We start from the raw sequence: 25,200 nt of genomic DNA, 5'->3' as shown, positions 1-25,200 counted from the left end.
GCGTCGCTGCCTCAGGCGCCTCCGCCCGGCAGATACGCGGCGCCCACCGCGGCCAATGCCCCGGTCAGGGCACCCCGCCAGTCCGGCTGTTCCAGCATCTCGATCGCCACCCATCCGTTGTAACCAGCGCGCGCCAGGGCGGCGCCGGCGGCGGCATGGCCGGGAATCGGTTCGGCGAAATCCACCAGCTTCGGTTGTGCCGCGTGAAAATGCGCCAGCATATCGGCCCCCTCGGACACCGCCGCCGCGATGTCGCCACCGCCCAGCGCCACGCAGGCGGTATCCAGGTGCAGCCGCACAGCCGGGTGGCCGACATGCCGCACCAGGGCAAGGGCCGCCCGCCACGTCATCAGGAAATCCGAGCCATAGGCCGCCGGCACCGGCTCCATCGCCAGCACCAGCCCCGCGTCGGCCGCGACGGGCGCGAGCAGCGCCAGCCGCTCCGCCGCCAATTCCATCGCCGTGGCTGGTGTCAGCGCGCCGCGCAAGCGGTTGTGGGGCGCCCCGAACACCGCGGTCGAAACGCCCAGCGCCTGGCCCACCGCGCCGACCCTGCGCAGGTGGTCCACCATCGCGTCGAACCCTGCCGAATCGCCCAGCAACTGCGCCCGCGGCACGCCGAAAAAAATCGCCTGCAACGACGAAGGCACCAGCCCATGGACATCGAGGCGCGCGCGGTAGGCGGCCAGATCGGCGGGCGTCAGGGCATCCCATGGCGCCATGCGGGTCGGCGCGACCTCAACCCCGCGCGCGTCGCAGGCGGCCAGCAGCGCCAGGGCTTCCTCCAGCGCCTCCGCGGGCCAGGCGAGGTTGGAGACGGCGATCACGCCACGCGCCCGCCGGCGCCAAGCCGACCGGTCTCGGCCGGCATCTGGGCACGGGTCATGCCCTTGCCACCGTTGCCGGCCGCCGTGCGCGGCAGGACGCGTTCCAGGATCCGCGCGCCGAAAGAGAGTCTGTCGGCAGGTCGCGCCTGTGCATCAATCGCGCCGCGTCGTGAAAACACCGCTCGAATCCGGCTGATTCGTATGGTGTGGCGGGCGGAAGCCGTGTTCCGGCGTGACATCAAGGAGGCGTGACAAGGAATGGCCTTTCCTGGTGGTGCTCCGTTCGTTGCCAATCGGCAGCCAGCATTGGGCAGGGACCCGCCGTCAGATCTCGTTCTCGATTCGCGTGCGCGGAATGGTGTCGGCGGCCAGCGACTGGTGGGATACCAGCCTCAGGTCGATGCCCTTGCCGTTGAGCCACTGCTGCCAATCGGCGGACACCGAGGCGCAGTCATCGACCTCCTCGGGGATGATGCGTGGCCGGTTGTACACCACGCCGCGATCATGCAGGAATCTGTTGCGCTCACCGATATCCTCGATCTCGCGCGACTGCCGGATGAACCGCACCACTTCGGGCGAGGTGGTGTCGTAGAAGTGCGGCATCTGCGGTGAATTGCGGACGCCCACGTCCCACCCGAGCGTCACCACCTTGGACACGCCCATGTGCTCGGCCAGATAGAAGCCGATCTCGTACAGCACGCCTGGTCCCCATGGGCGATTGAGAGTCTTGGAGAACATGTAGTCGTCGAACTTGCGCGACAGTGCGAGTTGGTCGTCCCGGCTCGATGGCCGTGGGATATCCAGTGCGATGTCGCCATCCAGGAATACCGGCGGATCATTGCGACCGGATTCGCGAATCACGACGGGTCGCGCACGGGCGAATTCGTAGCTGCGGAAATTCCACGAGTTGAGGACCAGGAAATCGCCCTGCGTCGGCACGTAGTCCAGCGCCTGCTTCAAGGCCACGACCAGTTTTCCGGCCAGCAACTGGTCAAGCTGGTCGGCGGTATACTCGGCCAGGGATGGCCCGCAGCCCAGGATGAACATCGTCTCGCCGGCATAGGCCCCGTGCAGGGCCTCGAACTTCGCTTCGAGCGATGTTCCCGCATCGATCAGCAAGGGCCGCAGCGTTTCGGTCGTCGTGTGCATGCGCGATCCTGTTCAACTCATGGAAGGGCAAGTCTTGCCTGGTCAGGCGAGGGCCGGTTCGGCCAGGCCGGTAAGCGCCCGCAGCCGCTGCTCGATCTGGATGCGCGCCGCATCGGGAATCAGCCCACCGATCGCCACGCGCAGGCCGGACCGCAGCGTCGCCGTCGTGCGCGTGCCCTGCAACACCGTCCCCGGCGCAAGGTTCAAGACCGTACGGAAGCCGCCCCGCTTCAATGCGTCGTCAAGGGCCGCACCATCGGCGACGGACAGGCCGGGGCAGACGACGACGCCGGTGCGGGCCGCCTGCAGGCCCTGCTTGCCGATCATGCCGTGCGGTGGCCCGTTCACCCGGACATGCGCGAAATTGATGGCCGGTTCGCGCGCGACGATGTCGGAGACCGGGATGCAAGGCACACGTGCGACGAGTGAGCCGTCGCGTGCCGGCACCGCCGACCAGTCCGGGAGGTCGGGCATGGCGCTTGAGACCTGGCGTGCAACCCATTCTTCGGGGACGACACGCCCGCCGGGATGGGTCGGTGACTCGAAGCGGAACCAGACGGGGCCGCGCACCGCGCCGATCACGTTCGGCACGATCTGGTGGCAGTCCCCGCGCATGCCGTTGGTGGTGTAGTGCTGCCGCATCAGGTTGATGAGGCCCGGCATCGGCTCGACCGCGATCGTGCGCACCGGCACGCCCACGCGGCGTGCGATCGCCGTCGCACGCGCGGTCCAGACCCCCCAGGCGGCTCCAAGTTCGAGCACCGTGAAGCCCCCGGTGCAGACCGAGGCCGCCATGACGCAGGCGGCGTATTCGAATAGCAGGTCGCTGACGACTGGATGACTTGTCCGCAAGCGGCCAGGTTTCGCCGGCCGCAGCGTTGCGAAAAAACTGGCGTCGGTCCTGACGCCGAGGAAGTCGATGTGGAAGCGGCCGTTGGTCTGACCAGACCAGGGCGTGATGTCGCCGATGTCCATCATGGGTCAGGAGTACATCCGCAGTTCGATGGTGTTGAACAATTCGCGAAACACGACCTCGGACGAAAGGGTTCTGCGCGCGAAATGCGTTGCGGCCGCTTCAAGCACGCGGCGGCGTTCCGGGGATTGCAGCAAACCGCCGACGACCTCGGCCATCTGGGGCATCTCCGCCACGATCACGGCCTCTTCGGCCCCCCGCATGCCACGGATGCCGACGGAGGTTGTCACCGTCGCACGGCCGTTGCACAGGGCTTCGATCAGCTTGATGGAGACGCCGGTGCCGACGTCGACGGGGTTGATGACCACGGCGGCCTGATCGTAGACGGCCTGGAGATCATCCACCCGGCCAAGAATTTCGACCCCTGGGGGCGCATTGGTCAATGTGTCACCAACGGTGCCCACGACCCAAAGGCGCGCGTCCGGGACCTGGGCCCGCAGGGCGGGCCAGGCGTCGCGGATGAAGCGGGCAATACCCTCAAGGTTCGGGGCGTAATTGTTGCCGATGAACAGGACGACGGGCGCCGGCTCCGACGTTCGGGGCTCAGCGACCGCCTTCGCGCCGTGACCGCACAACACGACATTGTTGCGGCCAGATGCGCTGATGATCTCGTCCTTTTCATCAGGCTGGATCGCGATCAGGTAATCCGCGACGGCCCAGGCCGCGAGTTCCACGGTACGATCCGACTGCATGCTGTCGTCGCCGAACATCGCCGCGTGCAGTTCGCCGCGACGATATTGGATATCGACCGTATCGAGGATGCGACACACGCTTGGCGGCATCAGCGCGAGCGCGCCGGCGGTCCAGACGAAACTGGCGATCACCACGTCGGGGTTGAGCCGCGACAGGAGGAATGCCGCCACCGCATCGAAGCGATGATCGGTCCGGCGGGAGATCAGATCCTCCGCATTGTCCGGCCGCGGTTCGGACAGGGCCTGCCCGAGCGCCTCGCTGATGACCTGGCTGGTGTCGCCCAGCCCTGCTTCATCCAGGCAAAGAACGCACATTTGATCGAGGCTGCTCTCAGGCACGCCCAGCCTGATGTCGAATGCCGCGGCGACGGACGGAACGCGCTCGACGGTCGGATTCGCGCCGGATGCCCGATCGAGCAGGACGGTGCGAAAGCCCATCGTCCGGAGATACTGTGCCATCGCCAGCAACCGTGTCGGACCACCGCCGAAAGCACGGGACATGTCGCCGGGGAAAACAAAAGCGATGGTCGGATCGGCTGATGCAGCGCCCGCCGCCGCCAGCATCGCGTCGAACGGGTCCCGCAACGCCGATACGTGATACGAAGGTGACAATGGCTCGTCGATCTGGGGCAGGTTGGCCGCCGGGACCGACAGGACGGCATCGGCAACGACGCCGAGGCCGTCAACCAACCTGGCCTCGACGACGACGGGGCGCCCGGGCTGCAGTGTGACCGCGTCGCACCAGACCCATTTGCAGAATCGTGCGTCGCTGGCGCGTTCCAGCCCCAGGCCCGCCACCTGCTGCGGCTGGACCGTCGCGGTCCGGCGCTGCTCCACGCCATTGACCAGCACACGCACGCGGGCGGCGGCGAAATGGCCGTAGAAGGCGCCGCTGACCTCAAGATGGGCGTTGGTCGGCGCGTAGCGGAGAGCGTTGATCTGGCCGAAGCCCGCCGCCGGCACCGTCACAGGCATCTCGTGCACGACGTCGAACGTGTACAGGGTCGATGGCCGCCGGAAGGTCAGGGTGATCTTCGATTTCGGCCTCACGAAGACCTGGAAGAACAGGCCGGCCTCGGCGAAACGAAGCGGCAGCAGCAACTCGACCTTTTGCGAAGCTCCAGCATTCGCTTTGCGCGCCGGCAGGAAGCGCGCGGCGGGTTGCAGCGCGAGCCGCCTGCCGTCGATGACAACGCCATCCAATTCCGGCTGCCCCACGCCGACCACCCTGCCACGCACGCGCAGAGTCTGGCCGAGTGCCGTGATATCGATGCTTTCGACGGAAAAATCGGCATCGAAGTCCGTCGTTTCCGGAGAGATCGTCACGCCACGGGCGGCGCGCAGCACCCCGTCGATCTCGAGAAACACCCGCCCGAGGAACGGCGGCTTCCCCTTCGGCAGCGGCAAGCGGAATGAATAGCCGCAGGCGGGATCAGGGCATTCGCCTGGATTCTTCAGCAGATCCTGCCGCAGATCAAACGCCGTCGTGGCATCGATGACGTCGTCCCCATCCCAGGCAAAGCGCGGCGCAAGGGCCGCCAGTGCGTCATGGGCAAAGCCGCGGATGAAGGCTTCCTTCCGCGTACGGTTCAGCACGACCTCGCTCACAACCAGTCGCGGGGGCTTCGCGACGACGGTTTCCACGACTTTCTCGCTTTGCATCAGACCCGAATTCCCCCCGCCACGGCCAAGCCGGCCGTGGTCCCAACAGGCGCGCCGGCACCAGGTCGCTGACATGGAATGACCACATCAGTGACCATAAGAGACGATGCGCCAACCCGCCGTGGCATCGGCAGGATTGTCATGCTCGCGGCATCAAACATCACAGTTTTGATATCGTTATCAATAAATACACGGGAAATCTTGAACGCCACGCTCTGGAAACCGCTACCGAATGATCTGGCGCCAATCATGCGTGATTTTCCCGGGTCTATTCGCGAGTTGATACAACGGAATTGCGTCAACAGTTTGCACGTCAGTGTTGCATTGCGCGTAAGCGTTACCACCAACCCGGCGGCTTGTGCAACGCAGCAAACCTCCAGGCGCACGGGCATTTGGCATCATCGGCCGACGTTCTCGCAGCGCGACCGCCTCCCGGTTGCTGGTTGTCCGTGGCGAAGTTAAGAGCGATCATGCCGCGATCGAACGACAGGATGACTGGATGCTGTCCCTTTTCGGCGTGTCGCTGACGCGGCCAGCCCATGCGACGGGCGCCGTCGCGCGCGCCCGGGCTTTGGCATCGTGCTGAAACTTGCCTATGTCACGGCCGCCGACGCCGAGATCGCCGACACTTGGCTACAGCGGAACCTGAGCGAAGGCGGCAAGCCCGTCCTGCTGGCCGAGGCCGCCGATCTGGGTTTCCTGGAGGCCTTGGCACAGCGCTTCGGCCTGCAGCATTTCGTGCTGCCCGGCGCGCCGCACTGGCCCGAAGCCCTGTCGCTGCGGCCGTTGCTGGCACGGATCAACGATCGCGGCGCCGAAGCTGCCTTCCTCTGTGCACCTGTGCCTTTCGGCATGGTCTTTCGCAGCAACGAGATCGTTCCATCCTGGGTGGAACACTTCGGGGCCGTCCGGGTATTGCACGAACTCGGCGTACGCAATTTCGAGTTTGTCGCGGGCGACGCGACGCATCGCGCGCAAATTCCGTATCTCGTCGATAATTTGATCGACCGCCACAAGGGGCAGCGCGCCTTCATCGTCGGCAATGGCCCGTCGCTGCGGCAGACCGACATGTCCCTCTTGAAGGACGAGATCACCTTCGGCTCCAACCGCTGCTTCCTCGGCTATGAGGATTGGGGCTACGCGTTCAAATATTGGGGCATCTCCGACCGTCTCCAGATTGAGATGTACCAGGAGGAATACGAACAGGGCATCGATCGGGACTCGATCAAGTTTTTCCCCTTCGAGTATCTCAACTTCCTTCGCGTCACGAACGCCTGCCCGATTCCGGTCGTGTCGGACCTGCGCTTCGGAAGTCCGACATCGTTGCGCTTCCCCTATTTCGCGGAGACGCCGAGCACGGTGTTCAACGCCTTCACCGTGACAATCACGCTCATCCAGATCGCGGCGATGATGGGATGCAATCCCATCGTGCTGGTGGGCGTGGACCACAGCTACCCCATCGCGCGCGCCAAACGCCGCGGCCAGGGCGAAGCGGCGGCGATCAACCTGACCCCCCTTGTCCCGCCCGAGGATCTGGTGCGCCAAAGCAAGCTCGGCTGGGATTTCTGGGAGGGCAATGCCGCGACCGGGGCAACCCACTTCACCAATGCCTACAGCAGCAACAAGGTCTTCGTACCGCCCCGCACGGCCTGGGCGGAGACAGCCTTTGAATATTGCCGGCTCTGGGGCGAACGCTATGGCGTGCAGATCGTGAATGCGACGATCGGCACGCATCTGACGAGCCTGCGCCGGGTGGATTTCAATTCGCTCTGGAGGTGACCTCCACCCTGGTCGCATGCGAATCCGCGAACGAAAATCGCGACACGCCACCCACACCTGCAACCCACCCTGGCGGAAAAGCGGCCAGCGATGCAATCTGAGCACTCGCAACATATCCAGGCGGCGGCAACGCTCCCGCCCGTAAGACAGGAGACCGCGAGTCTGCGCCGCATCGTTGTCATCAGCCCGCATGCGCCGATGGCGTCGTCGCATGGCGACCGCGCCCGATCGCATCAATTGGCGGCGGCGCTTTCCGGCCAGGCAGAGGTCACGCAGATCGTCCTGGGGGATGTGCTGACCCCTGCGGCGCGGCGTGCGCTGCGCCAGCGCGATGTGGTCCTGCTGCCCCGCCGGCCGTTCCACCCCGAGGTCCTGGCGGCCATCCTCGCCGAGGGTCAGCTCCCCCCGGCCGTGCCAGGCCTGTTCGAGGTCCCGCCCGACGCCCCATGCACCGCCATGCCGGATGCCACGTGGGACCGGCTGGCCGATCCATCCGCCCTGTTGCGCCACGTGCTCAACCCCCGCCGCCTGGAAAGGCTGCTTGGCCGGCTTCGCAAGCTCGGGCCGCAGGTGGTGGTGCTGGGCGGGGATATCGCGGGATTGCTGGCGCCGCATGTGGCGGGGCTCGGACTGCCGGTCGTCTGGCGCGTCCACGCCCATGACGCCAGCTTGCACGCCGACGCGGCGGCGCTGCTGCCGGACGGCTACGCCAGGCGATGGCACCTGGCGGCCGCCCAGGCCTTCACGGCCGCGGTGCGGATCGCGGCCCCGCATGTCCGCCAGCTTTGGGTCGCGTCGGCCGAGGATGCGGCGCGCTTCGGCGACGACATCCCCCACGACCGGCTGTGGCTCGTGCCGGATGCACGTGACGTCGACCTGCCCGGGGCCTCGCCCGAAGGCCCGCCGGAACAGGACCCGATCGCCGCCGCCCTGAACGCGCTCGGCCTGCCAGCGGCGCGCCCATCCCGTGCGGCAAAACTGCTGCCGGACGGTGAGGTCGCGCGCTTCAATCCCCGGACCCGGCTGCTCGACTGGCGCTTCCTGGTGCAGGACGCGGGGCCTTTCGCCGTCGCGCGCGTCATCACCGACACCGGCGAAAGCCCCCCCAACGCCTTCGTCACGCTGCACCCACGGCGGCGCGGCCTGACGGAGGTCGAGGTCCTCGCGGTGCTGCCGCGGGGGCTGACCACGGCGCAGCTCGCCGTATCGGTATCCGGCGGCGAAGGCCTGCTGCATCGCCCGCCAGCCTCGATCCCCGAGGAAGGCGCCGGGCTGATGGTGATGACCCCGGTCGGCGGGCAGCAGGTGGAGGTCCTGGCCTGGACCGATACCGCCGATCCGCGGTTCGTGCCCGAGCTGACGGCATGGCCGGTGACGACCACGCAGGTTCCCGGCGCGACCGTGCTGCGGGGCCGGATCCGGCTGCCGAACACGACGCGCGCGGTCGGCATCACGCCCGCGCCCCCCGAAGACACCCCCGGCCCGGACGCCGGCGTCGGGCAGGTCATGCGCAGCCCGGTGCCATGGACGCGCACCCCGCCCACCAGCAGCCGGCGCCTGGCCGCGATGGCGAACCGCCACCGTGGCGAAACGGCGTGGCTGATCGGCAACGGCCCCGGCGTCCGGGTCGAGGATCTGGACGCCCTGGAAGGCCGGCTGACCTTCGGCTTCAACCGCTTCCACCTGGCCCACGGCAAGACCCGGCTGCGGCCGCGATACACGGTCACGGGCGACCCGCAGATGATCACGGATTTCGGGCAGGAGATCGTCGATGAATCGGGCGGCACCGTCTTCGTCGCCGATGGGATCCCGCCCGCGCTGACCGGCGATCACATCTGGGTTCGGCAGATGGGCATTTCCCCCCCGCTGTTTTCGACCCGCCCCGACCGCCAGGTGTCTACGGGCGGATCGTCGGTCTACGTCGCCATGCAGATCGGCTATCTGATGGGCGTGCGGCAGTTCTTCCTCTATGGCGCGGATTTCCGCTTCGCCTTCACGACGACGGACGGCGCCGATGGCGCGCGTGCCGCATCGGGCGACGGCAATCATTTCATCGACGGCTACCGGGGCGGACGCCCCTGGCACCCGCCGGACCTGCGCGACATAACCACGGCATTCCTGACGGCGCGGCGCGTGATGGAAATAGAGGGCGGCTTCATCCGAAATGCGAGTCGAGGCGGATTGCTGGAGATCTTCGACCGCCAGCCCTTCGAGTCAGCCCTTGCGATCCGCTAGCGCCTTGGCCTCGCCCCTATGATGGGCCCGCTTGGCCTGCGGGTGGCGGTGCTCTGCACGCTGCGCGCGGATGACGCGCTGGTGGGCCGCGCGCTCATGCTGGCCCATGCGGTGGCCGCGTCCGGCGGCGACGTGCATCTCATCACGGACACCGCCCCGGATCTTGCCGCCTTCGATCCGCTGGCCCCGGGCGGCGTCAGCCTGCACCGGCTGGGCGATCCCCTGACCGGCCTTGCGCAGTCCCGCTTCGACTGGGTGATCGTGGTGCCGCCCGTGGACCACCAGCCAGGCTTCGCCGCGGCCTGTGGCGCTTTCCTGGCGGCCGTGCCCACCAGGGTCGCCGTGCTGCACAGGACGATGCCCAGCGGGCCGCATGATCCGCGGCAATGGGATGACGCGCGGCGGCTGTGCCTGTCCGGTGCGCTCGTCCTGTCGGACAGCGACGCCGCCGACCGGCAGGCGCGCGCGTTTTACGCCGCGCGCGACGGGCGGATCCGGTTCGAGGCGTGGCGCACGCCGGTCAACACACTCGCCGCACGCGGCTGCCTGGATGAGCCGAAGGACGGCAGCATCCTGGCCATCCTGCCCGATGGCGCGACGGACGCGCCGATCCTGTCAGACATCCCGCCGGACCTCCTGTCCGGCCGGACCTTGCGCGTGGTCGGGGCGGAGCGGCTGTCGCCGGCCAGCCGCGATGCCATCGCCGCGCATGTCGCGACCGTGCCGGACGCCGTGCTGGAATGGCCCGGCCCGGCATCGCCCGCCGAGGCGTTTCGCCGCATGGCCGCGGCCCAGGCGGTCCTGTGCCCGGCCACGACGACGGCGGCCGATGCCGCCTATGCCGGCACCGAAAGCGTCTGCTTCCCTGCGCCGGACCTGCGCGAGGCGGGGCTGGCGGCGGCGACCCATGTCGCGACCGGTCCGCTTGCCGCCGCCCTGGCGGAGGCCTTGCGCCAACCGCCCCGGCAAAAAGCCCTTCGCGCCATGGTCGAACCGGGCTTTGGCTTCGATGATGCGGCACTGCGCCTGGCCGATATCCTGTTGCGCGGCGCGGCGGCGATCCCGGCCGGGCCACCGCGCCGGGCACCGCCCGCGATCTTCGGCCCGCCGACCGCCAGCGCCGCCGCCCCCGTCGCATCGCCATACCCGCCGCGCGTGATCGGATGCCGGCAGTTCGCCGGCGACGGCGTGCTCGCCACCCTGGTCGCGCCGGTGCCGCCCGGCACCAACGGCCTGCGTGCGGAGGATGCGCAGGGCAGCGCCATCGCGGCCGTATGGCGCGTCACCACGGATCCGGCCGGCGCTGCCACGATGACCTGCCACCTGATGCTGCCGGACGGGGGGCCGGTGACGGTCACGCCGCTCTGCGACGACCTGGCCTGCGCCCCGCCCATCGATTTCCAGCCCGCGCAGGTCACGCCGGCCGATCCCTGGCGGCCGACCCGCTCCGGCATCGAATCCGAGGCGGTGGCCGGCGACCATCGCATCATCACCGGTTGGGTGGTGGCGCAGGAACCGCTGGGCGGGCTGTTCCTCGCCCCCGACTGCCAGCGCTGGTTCGGTGTCTCGGCCTTCACGCCGCGGCCAAAGATCATGTCGAAGCACGGCGGCTATCCCGTCGCGAAAATCGGCTTCGAACTGCGCGTGCCGCTCGACGCCACCCCGCACAAGACCGAGGCCCGGCTGCTCTGCGTCGCGCGCGATGGCACCGCATTGGACCTCTTGGTCGGCTGGCCGCCGCTGCCCGCCGAAAGCGCCGCATCCCCGGTCGGAGCCGTGGCATGAATGACATGACCCCGCCCTTGGCCGCGCCCGATCCCGAGACCTTCAACCCCAGCCCGGATCGGCCACTGCGCGTCGCGATCTTCGTGACCAACCCCCCCGGGGTCTATGGCGGCGGCCGCCTGGCCGCCTTCATCCTGGCCCAATGCCTGGCCAGCGTCGGGGCCGATGTCGCCTTCGTCACCAATGCCAGGCCGGTCTTCTACGACGACCTCAAGCATTTCGGGCATCCGGGACAGGTCGGGCTTTTCGTCACCAGGGATTTCCACACCGGGCTTCCGGACGGTGCCTTCGACATCGTCGTCATCATCCCGGGGCAGTCGCAGGACCGCCTGTTCTACATCGGCGCCCGCGGCTTCGCCCGGCGCCGCGGCGCGCGCCCCGTACTGTTCAACTTCGAAACACCCAACTGGTTCAACGCGTCATCGCCCGAAGCGCGCAGCGAAGACATGTGGCTGGAATGGCGGCGCTGCACCGAGGATGGTTGCCTCGTCCTCAGCAACTCCCAGCAATCCATGCATTTCGCGCAGTCCTACTACACCGACTTCCCGGACAGCACGCGGTTCGACTACTGGCACCAGCCCATCAACGTGCAGGCCCTCGCCCGCGTCGAACCGCAGTATCGCGAGAACCGCGTGGTCTGCTTCATCCGTGCGCGCGACCCGCACAAGGGCGGCCAGGACATCATCGACGTCCTGTCGGAGGATCTGCGCGGCTGGACGCTCTGCCTGATCGTCGGCAGCGCCACGCTCGACGAAGACTACCGCGACGCGATCTTCGCGGCGGCGGAGCCCTTCGGGATCAATATCGAGATCCGGCCCCTCCTGTCCGACAACGACAAGTTCGTCGAACTCAAGCGCGCGCGCATGCTGCTCTACCCCTCCCGGTTCGAGGGCTATGGCCTGCCGCCGATCGAGGCGCTGTCCGCCGGCACGCCCTGCGTCTGCTACGACCTGCCGGTCTTCCGCGAGGTCTGTGGCGACGCCCTCGTCGCCGCCCCCGTGGCCGACGTCGATGCCCTGCGCGATGGGATACGGCGCGTCGTCGACTCCGCGGCGGGCGATTGGGACCACCTCCAGCAGGCGGTGGCCTCCGTCGCCAGCATCCAGGCCTGCGGTGTCACCGCACTCCGCTCGCTGAACGATTTCCTGCGGACCCCCGCCCTGCCCTTGTCCCTGGGCACCCGTGGCGACGAGAAATCGCCGGCGCCGAACGCCGCGAACATCATGCGCGGCGGCTGGAAATACCTGCGGGAGCCGGGCTCGGCCGTGATCCAGGGCTGGGTCGCGACGAGCACGCCGCTGATCAGGCTGGAAGCCTTCGTCGGCACGCGTCCCCTTTGGGTGCAATCCGGCGTCGCCCGGCCCGATGTCATGAAGCGGCTGAACACCTTTCCGGTGCAGGACCCCGGGATCAGCATTCATTTGGGCCAGGACGACCTGGCCGCGCTGGACGCGGCCGGCAAGGGCGGCGTGCTGCTGCGGATTGTGACCGCCGATGGCGTGGTCGCGGACACGCTGCAACCCAAATGGGTCGGTTCCGCGCCGGGCGCCCCCTTGTTGCCACCACCCCTGCCCGACCGGCCCGACCTGCCACCGATCGGTGAGATCACCCGCGCCAGTTGCGACGAATACGGCGTGGTCGAATTCGACGGATGGGCGCTGGCACGCCCGGGCATCGAGGTCATTCGCTTCTGGTCGGGCGACCAGTTGCTGGGCGAGACCGTGCCGAACCGGGTGAACACCGGCATCCACAATCGCCACCGCGCCTATGGCGACGCCTTCGCGGGGCTGCACCTGGCGGCGCGCCTGCCGGAGGTATGCCTGGCCGAGGTGCCGTGGCGGGCCGAATTCCTGCGCGGCGACGACATGGTCTTCGCCCGCGGCGGGCATACCACGCCGCTGCGGCGCGCGCAGGCGACGCTCGGTGCCGATGTCGCCCTGCTTCCCACAGGGTTCCTGACCGACCGGACCCGCCCGCCCGTCGTCGCCCTGGTCGTGACGGATGCGGGCTTGCTGCAACCCCTCGCGGGGGCCGCACGGCGGGCGCTGCTGGCGCATCTGCGCCGGGCCGGCCACGAGATCCTGCTGATCCTGCACGGCAACCCGCATCGCTTCGCCGATGACCTGCCGCGCTGGCAGGCCCTGGCCGATGCGATCATCCTGGCGAATCCCCTGACGCCGCATCCCGGCGATACGGCGCCGCGCGCCGCGTGGGACCTGTCGTCATCGGCGCTGGAGGCCGTGCTCGCGGGCCTCACCGGTTATCCGGGCCGGTTGCGGCTCGTGCTTGGCGATGGGATCGGGCTGGCGCCTGCCCTTGGTATCCTGCGGGCGCAGGGCGGGTTGGCGCGGGCCATCCTGGTCGAGGCGACGCCACCGGATGCGGCGCTGGACATGGCGAGGCAGGACGACACGCGCCTGCTGCGCTTTGGCGCGGGCGATGACGCGCTGACCATCGGCTTCGATGCGCCTGGCCTGGCGGCCGAGGTGTCGCCGATCGCCGACCCGGCGCTCGACAAGGGCCCGGTCGTGGCGATCGACGCGACGGGTCCCGCGGTCGATGCGGCGCTGTTGCGCCCGATCCTGGCCGCGGCGCGATCCTTCGTCAGGTTGAAGCGCGCGCGCCTGGCGGTGGTGATCGACGCGCCACCCTTGGCCGCCGGCGCACAGTTGCGCGCGCGGCTCGGCCTGCCGCCCGAATGCCTGCTGCTGTGGCCACAGGCGGTCGCGGCCGCAGCACCTGGCCGGATCGCGACACTGATCATTCCGGGCCGTCACCCAACCGAGGGGCCGGTCACGGCCCTGGCGATCGCCCGCGGTATTCCACTGCTCGTCTGGAAGCCGGAAACGGCGCGCCCCGGTTTGCTTTCGGCGTTCCGCGCCACGGCGAAGGGGCTTGTCCCATGCGACAGCCCCGCCGAGTCAGGCCAGCACCCCTATGCGGCCTTCGATGATTTCCTGAAGGACGCGGCGGGGCCCTGACGCCCGCCGCGTCATCGGGCTTCAGGCGACGGCGTATTCCGCCTTTCCGACCAGCATATCCACGACCGTGGTGATCCAGATCATGTGCAGGCTCTCGACGATGTTGTAGGCGCGGGAGCCCACCCAGAAGTCGATATCGGCCAGGGCGCGCAACTGGTTGTCTGCCGCGCTGCCGGTGAAGGTCACCACCTTCATCCCGCGTGACTTCGCGTATTTCGCGGCATTGACGGCGTTCTTCGAATTGCCGGAGACCGAGATCAACACCAGCACGTCGCCGTCATCGCCATAGAACTCGACGGCCTTCGCCATGAAGTTCTCATAACCGAAATCATTCGACAGGCAGGTGATCAGGTTCGGTTCGTTGAAATCAACCGCCCGGACCTGGCCCTGCTTGGTGAAATCGACCGCACCATGGGAGGAAATCGAGGCGCTGGCCCCGTTCCCGGCGAACATCAGCTTGTTCCGGCCTGCCCGCACCGTCAGACAAAGATCGTGGAAGGCGACGAGGCGCGTCTTGATCTCGTCGGACACCAGCAATTTTTGATAAAGCGCGTAGTAGTCCTCAAGCCATGGTTCCCAAGCCATCATAAGTCTCCGAAAGCGATCAAAAAATGATCGTGGGTTGTGATTTTCCGCAAGCGGTCAGCACATAAAGCGACGCCCCGGTTGGGTGCCGTTCATGCATTCCCGTTTTCTCTTGGTGCAAAAACCATGCTCGAAAGTGCCGCTACACGCAATGCGGGAAATTCCGTGGTCTCTACGCGATCCACACCCGCCGCACCGCGATCAGTTGAAGAGCCGTTGCGGCCCATCACTGACCCGGAAGAGTCCTCAACTGCACTTTTTGCACCGCTATAGACAACTCCCGATCGTCGCTCTTGCCGTGACGTTTCGGTGAATCCGTGCGGATTGAATCGATGTCCAACCGCATTGTGGCGGCGTGGTTGATATGGCCCACCGGCGGCACCGCGATCAGGACGATACCGCTCTCCTCCCGCAGCACCGTCACCACCGTCCATTCACCGCCATCCAGCGCGACCCTGGTGGCGCCGAGAACATCGGGCGCCCGCGTGTCGAGGATGTGTAGCCGGACCTCGATGGGCCCTTTCAGCTTCGGGATGAACAGCGACGCGCGCGGCAAGGGGCCAATCCAACGGAAGGTGCCGCCCTTGCTGCTCTTTTCCTTGGCGTAGAAGCCCTCGGTCGAAAGGGCCTCTTCCATCGGGACAACGGCCTCGGTCGGCAGCACGATCGCTTCGGCCACCACGGGCGCGATGGCGGGCTTCGCCTCGGTCGCGCCCTGTTGCGCGGAACGGGCCGCGACCACGGGCGAAATCGCCTCGCCGCCGTGCCACTGCCCGGCCTGCACCGCCATCAGCCGTGCCTCCAGCATCGCCATGCGTTGCAGCATCCAGCCTGCCGCATCCTCGGGGCTCAGCCCGGCCAGGTCGTCCACATAGGATTGCAGCACACGCCGCTGCAGCGCCTGGTCGAATGGCGAACCGACGGGATCGGCGTCTTTCCACGCGATCCGGCGCGACAGCGCCGCCGCCAGCGCGTTCGCGGCATCCTGGAGTGAAGGGCTGCTCATCCGTCTTTCGTTCGCCATCAGCCGAGTGAGAGGGTAACGTCACATAGATCAACGCCCTGGCCAACCGCCTGCCCGGCGGCCACGCTGACGACCAGGTCGACCATCTCGGGCACGTCGCGCAGCCGGTGCCCCAGGTTGATCGACGCGCCGGCGGCCAGGTCGAATGCCTCGGTCATCACCAATTGGCGGGTCAGCGTGCCAAGCACGTCGATCTGCATCCGGAACCCGGGCGCGTTCTGCGGCAGCGCCCTCAGCCGCCCGGTCAGGCGCCGGCGCCCGGCCAGGGCGATGCCATGCCACACGGCGATGGCCGCGCCGCCGGTGGTCGCGCTCAGCCGCAGGGTTCCCTCGGCCTCCGTCCGCGGCCAATCCGGTTCGATCCCTTCGAGCCGCAGCCGACCGGATGCCGCCAGATCCGACACACGCAGCGGGGCGCGGCGCAGCAGCGCTGCGGCGTCGCCGACGCCGTAGCCCGCCTTGCGCATGGCATCGCCGCAGATGTCGAGGAACAGCAGCTTCTCGGGCGTGCTCCAGGCGACATCGGCCAGCCCCGGCCCCGCCGTGGCCGGGTCCATGCCGCTGCGTTCCGGCCAGGCCTTCAGCAGGTGCTGCTGGATCCGGGCGGCAACCGCATCGTCGAACCGTGCGAAGGCGCCAAGCTTGGCCAGGCTTTCCGCCGGCGTGTTCAGCAAGGCGCGATGGCCCAGCACGATGACCTGCGACGGACAGGCCGCGCGAAGGGCGACCCCGGCTTCCATCGCGGCCGTCCAGGACAGGCAGTGCTGCACGAAGTCCAGCCTGGGCTCCGTGCGCAACCGGCTGTTGACGGTCTGCACGCCATCCCGATGCAGGATCACCACGCGCGCCTTGGGCAGCTGCGGCAGGATGAACCGCAAGCCGGGCATGATCCCGGCCTCGGGCAGCCATTCCGCGGCGCGCAGCACTTGCTTGCCCCGCTCCGGCCCCAGCAGGTCCTCCAGCAAGGCCCGGGTGACACGCGGGGTCAGCCCGCTGGGAGGCGTTGGACGCCCGATGGCGGCGGCGCGCCGCGCGGCATTGCCACCCGCGGCCGCCAGCGCCGCGATTCGCGCCAGCTCGGCCAAGACATCGCGCTGCGGCACCCCAACGCCCAGCGCCTCCGCCAGCACCGTGATCCCCGACCGTGCGGGCCCGACGACGAACAGCACCGGCGCATCAATCATCGGGGGGGCTCCTGCGGACGCCGGCTCAGGCCGCCGGTTCGTGTACCAGCGGGTAAAGCGCTTCCGCCAGGGCCAGGTCCTCGGCCGTCTTGATCACATGGCCGGCCAGGCGGTTGAGGCTGCTCAGCCCGACCTTGCCGGCGTAGGTCGCGCATTGACCCGCCGCGGCGGCGGCCATGTAGGTGCTGCTGCGCCAGCCGGTGATCGACCAGGTGACACGCCGCACGGGCGGCAGGTCCTGCGAGTTGGTCTTCTCGGCCAAGGTGAAGTTCACGGGTTCGCCGCGGCAAAAGGCCTCCAGCGGCTCGTCGACCACGCTGAGCATCACGTCGAAGTCGCCGGCGATCATCTCCTGCGTGAAGCGCGTCACCTCCGCCACCGTCAGCAGGGGCGCGATGGAATGCACCTGGAACAGCCGCTCGCAGGCGTGCTTCTCGAGGAATTCGGCGACGAACTGTTCGCTGGTCGCGACATGATTGGCCAGCTCCTCGGGGCGCTTGTGGAAATGCGCGCCCTCGGCCACGGCGATCTCGCCAAAGGTGTCGTGTTCGGAATTGACCCAGACCTCGTCGAACACCCCGGCGGCGAGGCATTTGCGGACGGCATGGGCCAGCAGCGGGACGCCGCGCAGCGGCATCAGGTTCTTCTGCTTCAGGCGCTGGCTGCCCATCCGCGCCGGGATCATTGCGATGTTCTTCATGGTCGCCTCGTCAGGGTGCCCAGGGGCTCAGGAATCCAAGCGGGTCGGTGGCCGCGGCCAGCCCCGCGATCGCGGCGCGGCCCATCGCCACCACCGCCTCATTCGCGCTACCGCCGATATGGGCGGTGGCGATGAAATTCGGCAGGTTCAACAATTCGCTGTCCTGCGGCGGTTCCGAGGCGAAGACGTCGAAACAGGCGGCCGACAAGGTGCCGTCCATCAGGGCGGCCTTTAGCGCGACCTCATCCACCAGCCCGCCGCGGGCCGTGTTGATCAGCACCGCGCCCTTGCGCATCGCGCCCAGGCGCGGGCCGTCGATCAAATTGGCTGTGTCCGGCGTCGCCGGGATGTGCAGCGAAATGACGTCCGACCCGGCGACCAGCGCGTCCAGGCCGACACTCTCCACGCCGGTTTCGGCGCAGAAGGCGGCGATATCGCGAATGTCATGCGCCAGCACGCGCACGCCCAGGGCCCGTAGCATGCGACCCAATTCGCGGCCGACATGCCCGCAGCCGATCAGCCCGACCGTGGCGTCCGAAATCTGCCGCCCCTGGTATTGGCGCCAGATGCCGCCGCGCACTTCGGTCTGCGACGTGCTGACGCCGCGCAAAGCCGCGATCATGAAACACAGGGCCAGTTCCGCGACCGAACGGCGGTTCACGCCGCCGGTCCAGCCGACCTTCACCCCATGCCTGGCCGCGGCCCGCAGGTCGACGTTGTCGAGACCCACGCCGTATTTGCTGATGACGCGCAGCCCCGGCAGGGCAGCAAAAACCTGGTCGGTGATCTTTTCCAGCGCCACGACCGCCTGGTCATGACCGTCCAGGAAGCCGATCAACTCGTCCCCGGCCAGCGTGCGGCCGGTGTCGTTGAAGGTGACGTTCGGATAGACCGCCGCCAACTCGCCCCGCAGGATCGGGTGCTTTGAAAAGGACCGCGACAGGACCGCCACGCGCGGCGCGTTGGGCAGCGCCATTCAGGCTTCGGCCGCGAAGCGCATGGACACCGAGGAGTCCAGCGCGGGGAAGCGGGCGGTGACCAGCGTGCCGGTCGGCACGTCGATGTATCCCGTGCAGCTCCCCGAAGCGATGAACTGCCCGGCCTTCAGCGCGTAGCCACGCGCCAGGGCGGTGCGCACGAAGGTCAGAAGCGGCCCGAAGGGCCCGCCGTCGATCACGGCGCCGCCGCCGGTTACGGGGTCGCTGCCCTCGATCTCCAGGATGACGGGCGCATCGGTCAACCGCGCGGGATCGCCGAGTTTCTGGCCCGGCCCAACCACGAAGGATCCAACCGCGCCGACATCGGCGACCAGGCCGAAACCGCCGTGTGCGCCAAGGCCGACGAAGCGCGAACCGGGGATCTCGATCGACGGATGGACGGTGTCGATCGCCGCGATCAGCCCCGCCTCGTCCAGCCCCGCATCAGCGGCCGTCAGGTCGCGCGCCAGGCGGAAAGCGTATTCGCTTTCGACGCCACGCTGGCGGGCGGCGACGAAGGGCACATCGCCGCCATCGGGATAGATGCGGCTTTGCGGTATCGTGCCGAAAAACTGGCGTGGCAGCCCCAGGGTTGCGCGCACCTGCGCGATGGTCGCGCCCAGCTTGAAGGCCCCGATCGGACCCAGCTTGGGCGCGATGGCATCGACAATCCGTTCGGCGCCCGCAAGGTCCGTGGGAATATCGCCGGGTGCAGGCTCCACCACGTTCCGGGTATCAAAAGCAGCCGCAATACGGGCTGCCAATGCAGTGTCGTGTATCAAGGCCGCCACTCGCTCTTCAACGTTGTATGATTGCCACGCCGCTCGCCTCTCTGTAAAGCACAGGGGTCCTTTAGCCCACCGGGGTGATCTGAATTGCCTCACGCCGATCCCGACAAAATTGTTTCGCTTTTGGCGACCGCGGGCGAAGCGGTCCGAATCACGCGGGACTACCTGCGGCAACAGCGACAACGCCGCAGTGCGCCGGCCTCACAACTGGGCCGCGACATCAAGCTGCATGAAGACGCCGAATCGGAAGCGATGATCCGGGCGTTTCTGCGCGACCGCGCCGATCTGCCCGTGCTGGGTGAAGAGGGCGGCTGGGCCGGCCCGATGCCCGCGACCGATGGCCTGCACTGGGTGCTCGATCCGCTGGACGGGTCGTTCAACTACTTTCGGGGCGTGCCGCTCTATGCCGTCTCCCTCGCATTGTGCCGTGGGCGGGAGCCTCTTCTTGGCGCGATCTACGACCCCGAGCGCGACGAACTCTTCGCCGGCGGCGCGGGGCTTGGCCTGCGCGTGAACGGAAACCTGGTCGCCCAGCCCGCGCCGGCCCGGCAGATGCTGGCAACCGGCTTCCCGGCCAAGACCGAGGTGGCGGTGACCCTGGCCCGCCTCGGCGATCTGACCGCGGATTGGACGAAGATCCGCATGCTGGGTGCCGCCGCGCTGTCCCTTGCCTGGGTCGCGGCAGGCCGCCTCGATGGTTACACCGAGAGTGGAATCATGTGGTGGGACGTGGCCGCCGGCCTTGCATTGGCCCAAGGCGCGGGTGCCAGCACCGTGCTGTGCGACCGCGTGGCCGAGCATTCCGTGAACGTGTTGGTCGAACGCTGACCTCTGGCCCACTGAAGCCCGGCCAGATGGGCAGACCATGATTGGAGCAAAGCATATGGCGCATAACGTCGGTATCATCGGTTTCGGCAAGATGGGCCAGACCCGCGCCGCGGCACTGCAAACGGATGGTCGCGCGACCGTGGTGAAGGTCTACGATCCCCATCCGCCGAAGGATGTGCCCTTCGCCATCGCTGCCTCCGCGCAGGAGATCATCGACGATCCCAAGATCGGCATCGTCTTCATCTGCGCGACCAACGACGTGAACAAGTCGCTGACCATCGCCGCCCTGAATGCCGGCAAGCATGTGTTCTGCGAGAAGCCGCCCGCGTTCACCGCCGACGACGTGCGCGAGATCATCGCGGCCGAACGCGCATCGCGGCGAGTGCTGATGTATGGCTTCAACCATCGCCATCACGGCGCCGTCGTGAAGATGAAACAGATCATCGACAGCGGCACCTACGGCCGCGTGATCTGGATGCGCGGCCGCTACGGCAAGAGCGTCGACGGCGACTACCTGAAGACCTGGCGCGCCGACCCGGAGCGCGCCGGCGGCGGCATCCTGCTCGACCAGGGCATCCATATGCTGGATCTGTTCCTGCACATGGGCGGCGTCCCCTTCGACGATGTGCATGCCTATGTGTCCAGCCGCTACTGGAACATTCCCGGCATGGAGGACAATGTCTTCGCCATCATGCGCAACAGCGACACGGGTATCGAGGTGTCGTTCCATTCCACCATGACGCAGTGGCGGCACCTGTTCTCGCTCGAAGTCTTCATGGAGCGTGGCTACTGCGTGCTCAACGGCCTGAAAACCTCCTCCGGCACCTATGGCGAGGAAGAACTGACCATCGCGAAGAACCGCGCCACCGCGCCGGCCGCGAATTTCGATACCGAGGAGCGGATGCACTTCGCCATCGACACGTCATGGGCGCGTGAGGCGGAGCATTTCATGGATGCCGTGTCGCTCGGCATGCCCGTCACCATGGGCAATTCGCAGCACGCGCTGGACGTGATGACCTTGATCGACCGTATCTACGCGCACAACCACACACTGGCGCCGAACCTGCACGAGAAGTTGCAGATCGTCGGCCACGCCGACTGACGAAAAGCGGCGGCGCCGGACCGCGCCGCCGCTCAGGTCACGCGCGTTCCTCCGCCATGTGCGAGGAGCCGCCGCTCAACAGCAGCGCCTTTTCCGCGGCCTCCGCGGCGCCGTCCAGGTCGCCCGCCTCGGCCCGCAGATTGGACAGTTCCACGTAAGGGCCCGCATCTTGCGGTGCGATCGCGATGGCCTGCATCAGGAATCCCTCGGCCGCGGCATGATCCTTGCGCCGCGACGCGATGACGGCGCGACGGCGCAGGATGTTGACGCTTCCGCCGGGCGTCAGCGCATGCGCCGTCTTGGCCGCATCCTCCGCGGCCTCAAACTCACCCCGCAGCAATCGCAGCCCGGACAGATCGAAGTGCAGGGCCGGCTCCTCCCGTGATATCGTCATTGCCTGCTCGAGCAAGGCCACGGCGCGTTCGTAATTCTGCCGGCGCCCTTCCAACATGCTGAGTTGGCGCAGGAAATGCGTCTCGGTCCCTGAACTGCGTGCGACGGCGGCCTCGGCGGCTTCCGCCGCATCATCCAGCCTGCCCTCTGCCTGACGCAGTGAGGCCAGGTCGAAGTGCGGCCCGGCATCGGCTGGCGCGGCAGCCATGGCCTGACGAAGATGCTGCTCGGCGACAGCGAAATTGCGCCGTCGTATCTCGATCCCGGCGAGGCGCCGCAGGGCCGCCACCGACGCTTGCGGGCTGCGGGCGACCTCGGCCTCGGCGGCTTCGGCCGCGGCATCCCATCGGCCCTGTCCCGCCCGAAGCCGGGCCAGGTCGGCGTAGGAGGCCGGCTCATCCGGCGCCACCGCGATCGCCTGCGTCAGGAGTGCTTCGGCCTCCGCGGCATTATTGCGGCGAGCTTCGATAAACGCACGGCGGCGCAAGAGGTCACTGGAAGGGTCGGTGTGCAGGGTCTGGGCAACCAGCGCAGCCGCGGCGGCACCATCGAGATCGCCCTGTGCCAGCCGCAGACTGGCAAGGTCCAAATGCACGTCAGGATCATTGGGCGCTTCCTCGATCGCCCGCTCAATAAGCAGGATCGCCCGCGCCGTGTTCTTGCGCTGTGCTTCGATCAAACCGAGCCGCCGCAGAAAGGCGGTCGCGATACCCTTGTTTCGCAGGAAGGCGTCCTCGGCTGCCTCCGCCGCCCCGTCCAGGTCACCTTCCGCCATCCGCAATCCGGACACGTCGAAGTATGGCCACGGATCATCGGGCGCGCGCGACGTTGCGTCACGCAAGACCTGCTCAGCCGCGGCAAGATTGCCGCGCTGCTGCTCAATCCTGGCAAGGCGACGCAATGCGGGCACATGTGTTTCGGTACTGCATGCGACAGCGGCTTTCGCGGCCGACGCGGCACCATCCAGGTCGCCGTGCGCCATGCGAAGCCCAGCCAACTCGTAGTGCAGGCCGGCATGGTCCGGCTCGTGCAAAATGGCCTTTTCCAGCGCCGCACGCGCCGCGCTGACGTTCTTGCGCTGTTCCTCGATGCGCGAAAGCCGGCGGTAGAGGGGGCTCAGCTTCGGCGCATTGGCCGCCTTCGCACGCTGAATGGCCGCCTCGGCTTCCGCCACTTCCGCCGCAAGGCGCTCCGCCGATGCGGCGACGACATGGACGACCTCATCGGCCCCGCCCACCGGCTCCATCCCCAACTGGCGCGCCATGCGCTGGCGTGCGGCGGGTTTCAGCGTTTCGTAGTCGTCGAGCAGCAGGCTCAGGCATTCCGGCGTCTGCACCGCGGCGGCTTCTTCCGCGGTCCAGCCCATCTGCTGCTTGCCCAGGCTGTGGATCAGGTTGCGCGTCAGGCGCCGGATCAGCACCCATTCCGTCACCTGGTGCGACAGCAGCGCGATCGTCGCCTGGTCGGCCGCCTGCGCGAACTCCGCCTCCAGCTCCGCCGCCAGGCGCGCGAAGGCCGCATAGCGGATGTTGACGAAAAGCTGGCGTGACGCGCGGTAGTAGCGCGCCGCGCGCCCGGCCAGGCCGCGTTCGGCCAATGCGTCGTCGTCCTCGACGATGATGATCTCCGGCGGCGTCGGCAGGCGCGGCCGTGGTGGCGCCGGCGGGGGTTTTGGCGCGGATGGCTTGGCGTCGTTCGGCGCGGTCGCCTCCTCGATCCGGGGCGCTGCCTTGGCCGGCGGCGGCTTCACCTCGCCGCGGGGCACGGGCCTGGGTGTCGAGGCATCCGTGATGCCAAGCTGCTGCATCAGATCCTGCAGGTCGGCCTTGATCTCCTGCAGGTAGTCTTCCGTCTCCGGCAGCATCGCATCGATGATGCGCTTCAACCAGGATGGGATATGCGCCCGCACGGCCTCGGCGAAGTCGGCGAAATGCACCTGGCGCTGGTCGCCGTCCTGGAAGCGCAGGAATTGCCGATAGACCTCGGGCTGCGCCCCGAAGGAGGCCGGCAGTTCGATCAGCACCGTGCACAGCCTGGCCGCGAAGGTGAAGCCGTAGGTCGGCGCTTCCAGCGCCCAGCGGCGCCCTTCCACCAGCGCATAGACCTCCCCGTCGGAGATCACCGCCCCCAGGCCGACCGGGTTCATCGCCGGCATCGGCCGGGTCGAATCCGCGGCGCGGAATCCGTAGTGCAGGATCAGCCCGGCTGGCGTCACGACCCGTTCCACCCGGTCGAAGAACGCCGCCCCGAGCGGCGGCGCGAAGACGGTTTCAACCCCGGCGACCGCGGCATCGAGCCGCAGTTCGACCCCCTCCGGCAGGCGGAAGAAGCGCCGGCTCAGGCTCTGCATCACCCAGTCGGCGGCGACCGGCGGGTTGTCGGCATAGGGTGCGGCGACCGTGTCCTGGTCGAGCGTGTTGCCCATCAGGATGACCTCGGTCCAGTCGTGGCCCAGGTCGTGTTCGCCCTCGGCCCGGCACAGGGCGGTGACATCGACGACCTCGAGCCCGCCCTGCACCCCCGGGGCGCTCTGCCGCAGACGGCCATAGACGCCGTTGCGCTGGCCGATGACGATCTGCGACACGCGGCCGTCCTGGCAGGAGCGGTACATCAGGCCGAACTTGTTGGACGCGAGCGAGGCGACCTTGGCCCCCATGCCGAAATTGCCGTCCAGCGCCACGGTCTTGAACAGCGAGGAGGACAGGTCGGAGATCTTCAGCAATTCCTCCGGTGACAATCCGCGGCCGGTGTTCCACAGCCGCAGCTTCATCGCGTCGCCGACCGAACAGGCGCTGATGCGGACCTGGGGCGCGGCCCCGGTGGCGCTGCGTGCCGCCTCCAGCGCGTTCACGACCAGTTCGCGCAGCATCATCGTCTTGGGGCAACGCTCGATCGTGGAGGCGACCATGAAGGCCTCATCGGCGATGCGCAGCGGGACGACGACGGTGTTGGGGTGCATCGGCAGCAGGTCTCCAAGTTTCGGCACCTTCGGGATGGGCCCGAAGGACTGGCGTAGCGTCTGTTGGGATTTCTTGGCGCGGCTTTGTAGCAAGCGTTCGCCTGAGCTTTTACCCTGTCCGTGCTTGGCGCGTCCACCGGATTGCCGTGTCGCGGGGCCACGACCACGTGACACGGAGCTGCCCCAAAAATACCACATGGACCGGCGGGTGAGGTGTTTGCGCCGCGACCTGGGGACCGGTCGCCCTTGACTGAGGATCAGGCCGCCGCGGTCCTTCGGGCAAGACGTTGCGCCAGACCGATGGGGCCGGATGTCGCGCCGGTGTATGTTTTATTGCCGGCGCCAATTTTTGCGATGACGGCGCCCGTCGCGCGACGTCCATTTTTGTGGCCCGGCTGGTGGTTTGCGGCGCTACACGCGGATCTGTCGCGACTTGCCCCGCTGCACGTTGGAGGCGGCGTCGACCTCGATGCGGATGAACCTGTGCGTCGGCGGACTCGGCGTGCTGTTTCCCTCAGGTCCAAGCATGGTGATGTTTCAGGACGCCAATGGCGGCAGCCGCGATTCAGATTCTGTC

General features: G+C 67.9%; 18 protein-coding genes. 6 read left to right on the top strand and 12 right to left on the bottom strand.

The annotated features are described in order from the left end of the window. Positions 1-11: 11 nt before the first annotated feature. From ACQW02_RS00980 to ACQW02_RS00960, 5 genes are all read right to left on the bottom strand, one after another. The gene (locus ACQW02_RS00980) at positions 12-827 is read right to left on the bottom strand and encodes a sugar phosphate isomerase/epimerase family protein (protein ID WP_431283411.1); all 816 of its coding nucleotides are present in this window, start codon (positions 825-827) and stop codon (positions 12-14) included. 324 nt (positions 828-1,151) lie between these two features. After that, on the bottom strand, positions 1,152-1,976 hold the full coding sequence (locus tag ACQW02_RS00975; RefSeq protein WP_431283410.1) for a hypothetical protein: 825 nt from the start codon (positions 1,974-1,976) through the stop codon (positions 1,152-1,154). A 42-nt stretch (positions 1,977-2,018) separates the two neighbouring features. Then, entirely contained in the window at positions 2,019-2,954 is a 936-nt protein-coding gene (locus ACQW02_RS00970) for a hypothetical protein (protein ID WP_431283409.1), read from the bottom strand. Positions 2,955-2,957: 3 nt separating this feature from the next. After that, positions 2,958-5,303 (bottom strand): glycosyltransferase, encoded by a 2,346-nt coding sequence (locus tag ACQW02_RS00965; protein ID WP_431283408.1) that lies wholly within the window; start codon positions 5,301-5,303, stop codon positions 2,958-2,960. Continuing rightward, positions 5,303-5,695, bottom strand: a complete 393-nt coding sequence (locus ACQW02_RS00960; RefSeq protein WP_431283407.1) for a hypothetical protein — start codon at positions 5,693-5,695, stop codon at positions 5,303-5,305. Before ACQW02_RS00960 ends, ACQW02_RS00965 begins: the two co-directional genes overlap by 1 nt. 187 nt (positions 5,696-5,882) lie before the next feature. Between ACQW02_RS00960 and ACQW02_RS00955 the strand changes: the two genes are divergently transcribed. The 4 genes from ACQW02_RS00955 to ACQW02_RS00940 all read left to right on the top strand — a co-directional run bounded on the left by ACQW02_RS00955 (position 5,883) and on the right by ACQW02_RS00940 (position 14,083). Next, positions 5,883-7,082: a hypothetical protein gene (locus tag ACQW02_RS00955; protein WP_431283406.1), complete on the top strand. Its 1,200-nt coding sequence runs from the start codon at positions 5,883-5,885 to the stop codon at positions 7,080-7,082. Between the two features lie 198 nt (positions 7,083-7,280). Next, positions 7,281-9,317 (top strand): hypothetical protein, encoded by a 2,037-nt coding sequence (locus ACQW02_RS00950; protein ID WP_431283405.1) that lies wholly within the window; start codon positions 7,281-7,283, stop codon positions 9,315-9,317. Positions 9,318-9,335: 18 nt separating this feature from the next. After that, the gene (locus tag ACQW02_RS00945; protein WP_431283404.1) at positions 9,336-11,102 is read left to right on the top strand and encodes a hypothetical protein; all 1,767 of its coding nucleotides are present in this window, start codon (positions 9,336-9,338) and stop codon (positions 11,100-11,102) included. Next, entirely contained in the window at positions 11,099-14,083 is a 2,985-nt protein-coding gene (locus ACQW02_RS00940; protein ID WP_431283403.1) for a glycosyltransferase, read from the top strand. The genes ACQW02_RS00945 and ACQW02_RS00940 overlap by 4 nt, the downstream gene beginning before the upstream one ends. 21 nt (positions 14,084-14,104) lie before the next feature. Here ACQW02_RS00940 and ACQW02_RS00935 read toward each other — a convergent pair whose 3' ends face one another. The 6 genes from ACQW02_RS00935 to ACQW02_RS00910 form a co-directional block, all read right to left on the bottom strand. Further along, entirely contained in the window at positions 14,105-14,668 is a 564-nt protein-coding gene (locus ACQW02_RS00935) for a D-sedoheptulose-7-phosphate isomerase (protein WP_431283402.1), read from the bottom strand. 226 nt (positions 14,669-14,894) lie between these two features. Then, positions 14,895-15,674: a hypothetical protein gene (locus ACQW02_RS00930; RefSeq protein WP_431283401.1), complete on the bottom strand. Its 780-nt coding sequence runs from the start codon at positions 15,672-15,674 to the stop codon at positions 14,895-14,897. Between the two features lie 17 nt (positions 15,675-15,691). Continuing rightward, entirely contained in the window at positions 15,692-16,876 is a 1,185-nt protein-coding gene (locus ACQW02_RS00925) for a sulfotransferase (RefSeq protein WP_431283400.1), read from the bottom strand. A gap of 25 nt (positions 16,877-16,901) precedes the next feature. Beyond that, entirely contained in the window at positions 16,902-17,576 is a 675-nt protein-coding gene (locus tag ACQW02_RS00920) for a cytidylyltransferase domain-containing protein (RefSeq protein ID WP_431283399.1), read from the bottom strand. Positions 17,577-17,586: 10 nt separating this feature from the next. After that, entirely contained in the window at positions 17,587-18,552 is a 966-nt protein-coding gene (locus ACQW02_RS00915) for a phosphoglycerate dehydrogenase (protein ID WP_431283398.1), read from the bottom strand. Then, entirely contained in the window at positions 18,553-19,278 is a 726-nt protein-coding gene (locus ACQW02_RS00910) for a 2-keto-4-pentenoate hydratase (RefSeq protein WP_431283397.1), read from the bottom strand. Between the two features lie 315 nt (positions 19,279-19,593). Here ACQW02_RS00910 and ACQW02_RS00905 point away from each other — a divergent pair, with 315 nt between their 5' ends. Continuing rightward, positions 19,594-20,169 (top strand): inositol monophosphatase family protein, encoded by a 576-nt coding sequence (locus tag ACQW02_RS00905; RefSeq protein WP_431283396.1) that lies wholly within the window; start codon positions 19,594-19,596, stop codon positions 20,167-20,169. Positions 20,170-20,224: 55 nt separating this feature from the next. Next, positions 20,225-21,271 (top strand): Gfo/Idh/MocA family protein, encoded by a 1,047-nt coding sequence (locus tag ACQW02_RS00900; protein ID WP_431283395.1) that lies wholly within the window; start codon positions 20,225-20,227, stop codon positions 21,269-21,271. A gap of 37 nt (positions 21,272-21,308) precedes the next feature. Here ACQW02_RS00900 and ACQW02_RS00895 read toward each other — a convergent pair whose 3' ends face one another. Beyond that, positions 21,309-24,623 (bottom strand): tetratricopeptide repeat protein, encoded by a 3,315-nt coding sequence (locus tag ACQW02_RS00895; RefSeq protein WP_431283394.1) that lies wholly within the window; start codon positions 24,621-24,623, stop codon positions 21,309-21,311. Positions 24,624-25,200: the final 577 nt, after the last annotated feature.

It is taken from the genome of Humitalea sp. 24SJ18S-53, from assembly GCF_050632385.1.
GTDB lineage: Bacteria > Pseudomonadota > Alphaproteobacteria > Acetobacterales > Acetobacteraceae > Humitalea.
Note: the sequence above shows the minus strand (reverse complement) of the source record. Positions and strands in the feature narration are given on the sequence as shown.

What these genes read in the sequence shown, in the direction of transcription:
- ACQW02_RS00975 (WP_431283410.1), bottom strand. Translation starts at nt 1,976, where the DNA reads ATGCACACGACGACCGAAACGCTGCGGCCCTTGCTGATCGATGCGGGA.
- ACQW02_RS00970 (WP_431283409.1), bottom strand. Translation starts at nt 2,954, where the DNA reads ATGATGGACATCGGCGACATCACGCCCTGGTCTGGTCAGACCAACGGC.
- ACQW02_RS00965 (WP_431283408.1), bottom strand. Translation starts at nt 5,303, where the DNA reads ATGCAAAGCGAGAAAGTCGTGGAAACCGTCGTCGCGAAGCCCCCGCGA.
- ACQW02_RS00960 (WP_431283407.1), bottom strand. Translation starts at nt 5,695, where the DNA reads ATGCCCGTGCGCCTGGAGGTTTGCTGCGTTGCACAAGCCGCCGGGTTG.
- ACQW02_RS00950 (WP_431283405.1), top strand. Translation starts at nt 7,281, where the DNA reads ATGGCGTCGTCGCATGGCGACCGCGCCCGATCGCATCAATTGGCGGCG.
- ACQW02_RS00945 (WP_431283404.1), top strand. Translation starts at nt 9,336, where the DNA reads ATGATGGGCCCGCTTGGCCTGCGGGTGGCGGTGCTCTGCACGCTGCGC.
- ACQW02_RS00940 (WP_431283403.1), top strand. Translation starts at nt 11,099, where the DNA reads ATGAATGACATGACCCCGCCCTTGGCCGCGCCCGATCCCGAGACCTTC.
- ACQW02_RS00935 (WP_431283402.1), bottom strand. Translation starts at nt 14,668, where the DNA reads ATGGCTTGGGAACCATGGCTTGAGGACTACTACGCGCTTTATCAAAAA.
- ACQW02_RS00930 (WP_431283401.1), bottom strand. Translation starts at nt 15,674, where the DNA reads ATGAGCAGCCCTTCACTCCAGGATGCCGCGAACGCGCTGGCGGCGGCG.
- ACQW02_RS00925 (WP_431283400.1), bottom strand. Translation starts at nt 16,876, where the DNA reads ATGATTGATGCGCCGGTGCTGTTCGTCGTCGGGCCCGCACGGTCGGGG.
- ACQW02_RS00920 (WP_431283399.1), bottom strand. Translation starts at nt 17,576, where the DNA reads ATGAAGAACATCGCAATGATCCCGGCGCGGATGGGCAGCCAGCGCCTG.
- ACQW02_RS00915 (WP_431283398.1), bottom strand. Translation starts at nt 18,552, where the DNA reads ATGGCGCTGCCCAACGCGCCGCGCGTGGCGGTCCTGTCGCGGTCCTTT.
- ACQW02_RS00905 (WP_431283396.1), top strand. Translation starts at nt 19,594, where the DNA reads ATGATCCGGGCGTTTCTGCGCGACCGCGCCGATCTGCCCGTGCTGGGT.
- ACQW02_RS00900 (WP_431283395.1), top strand. Translation starts at nt 20,225, where the DNA reads ATGGCGCATAACGTCGGTATCATCGGTTTCGGCAAGATGGGCCAGACC.
- ACQW02_RS00895 (WP_431283394.1), bottom strand. Translation starts at nt 24,623, where the DNA reads ATGCACCCCAACACCGTCGTCGTCCCGCTGCGCATCGCCGATGAGGCC.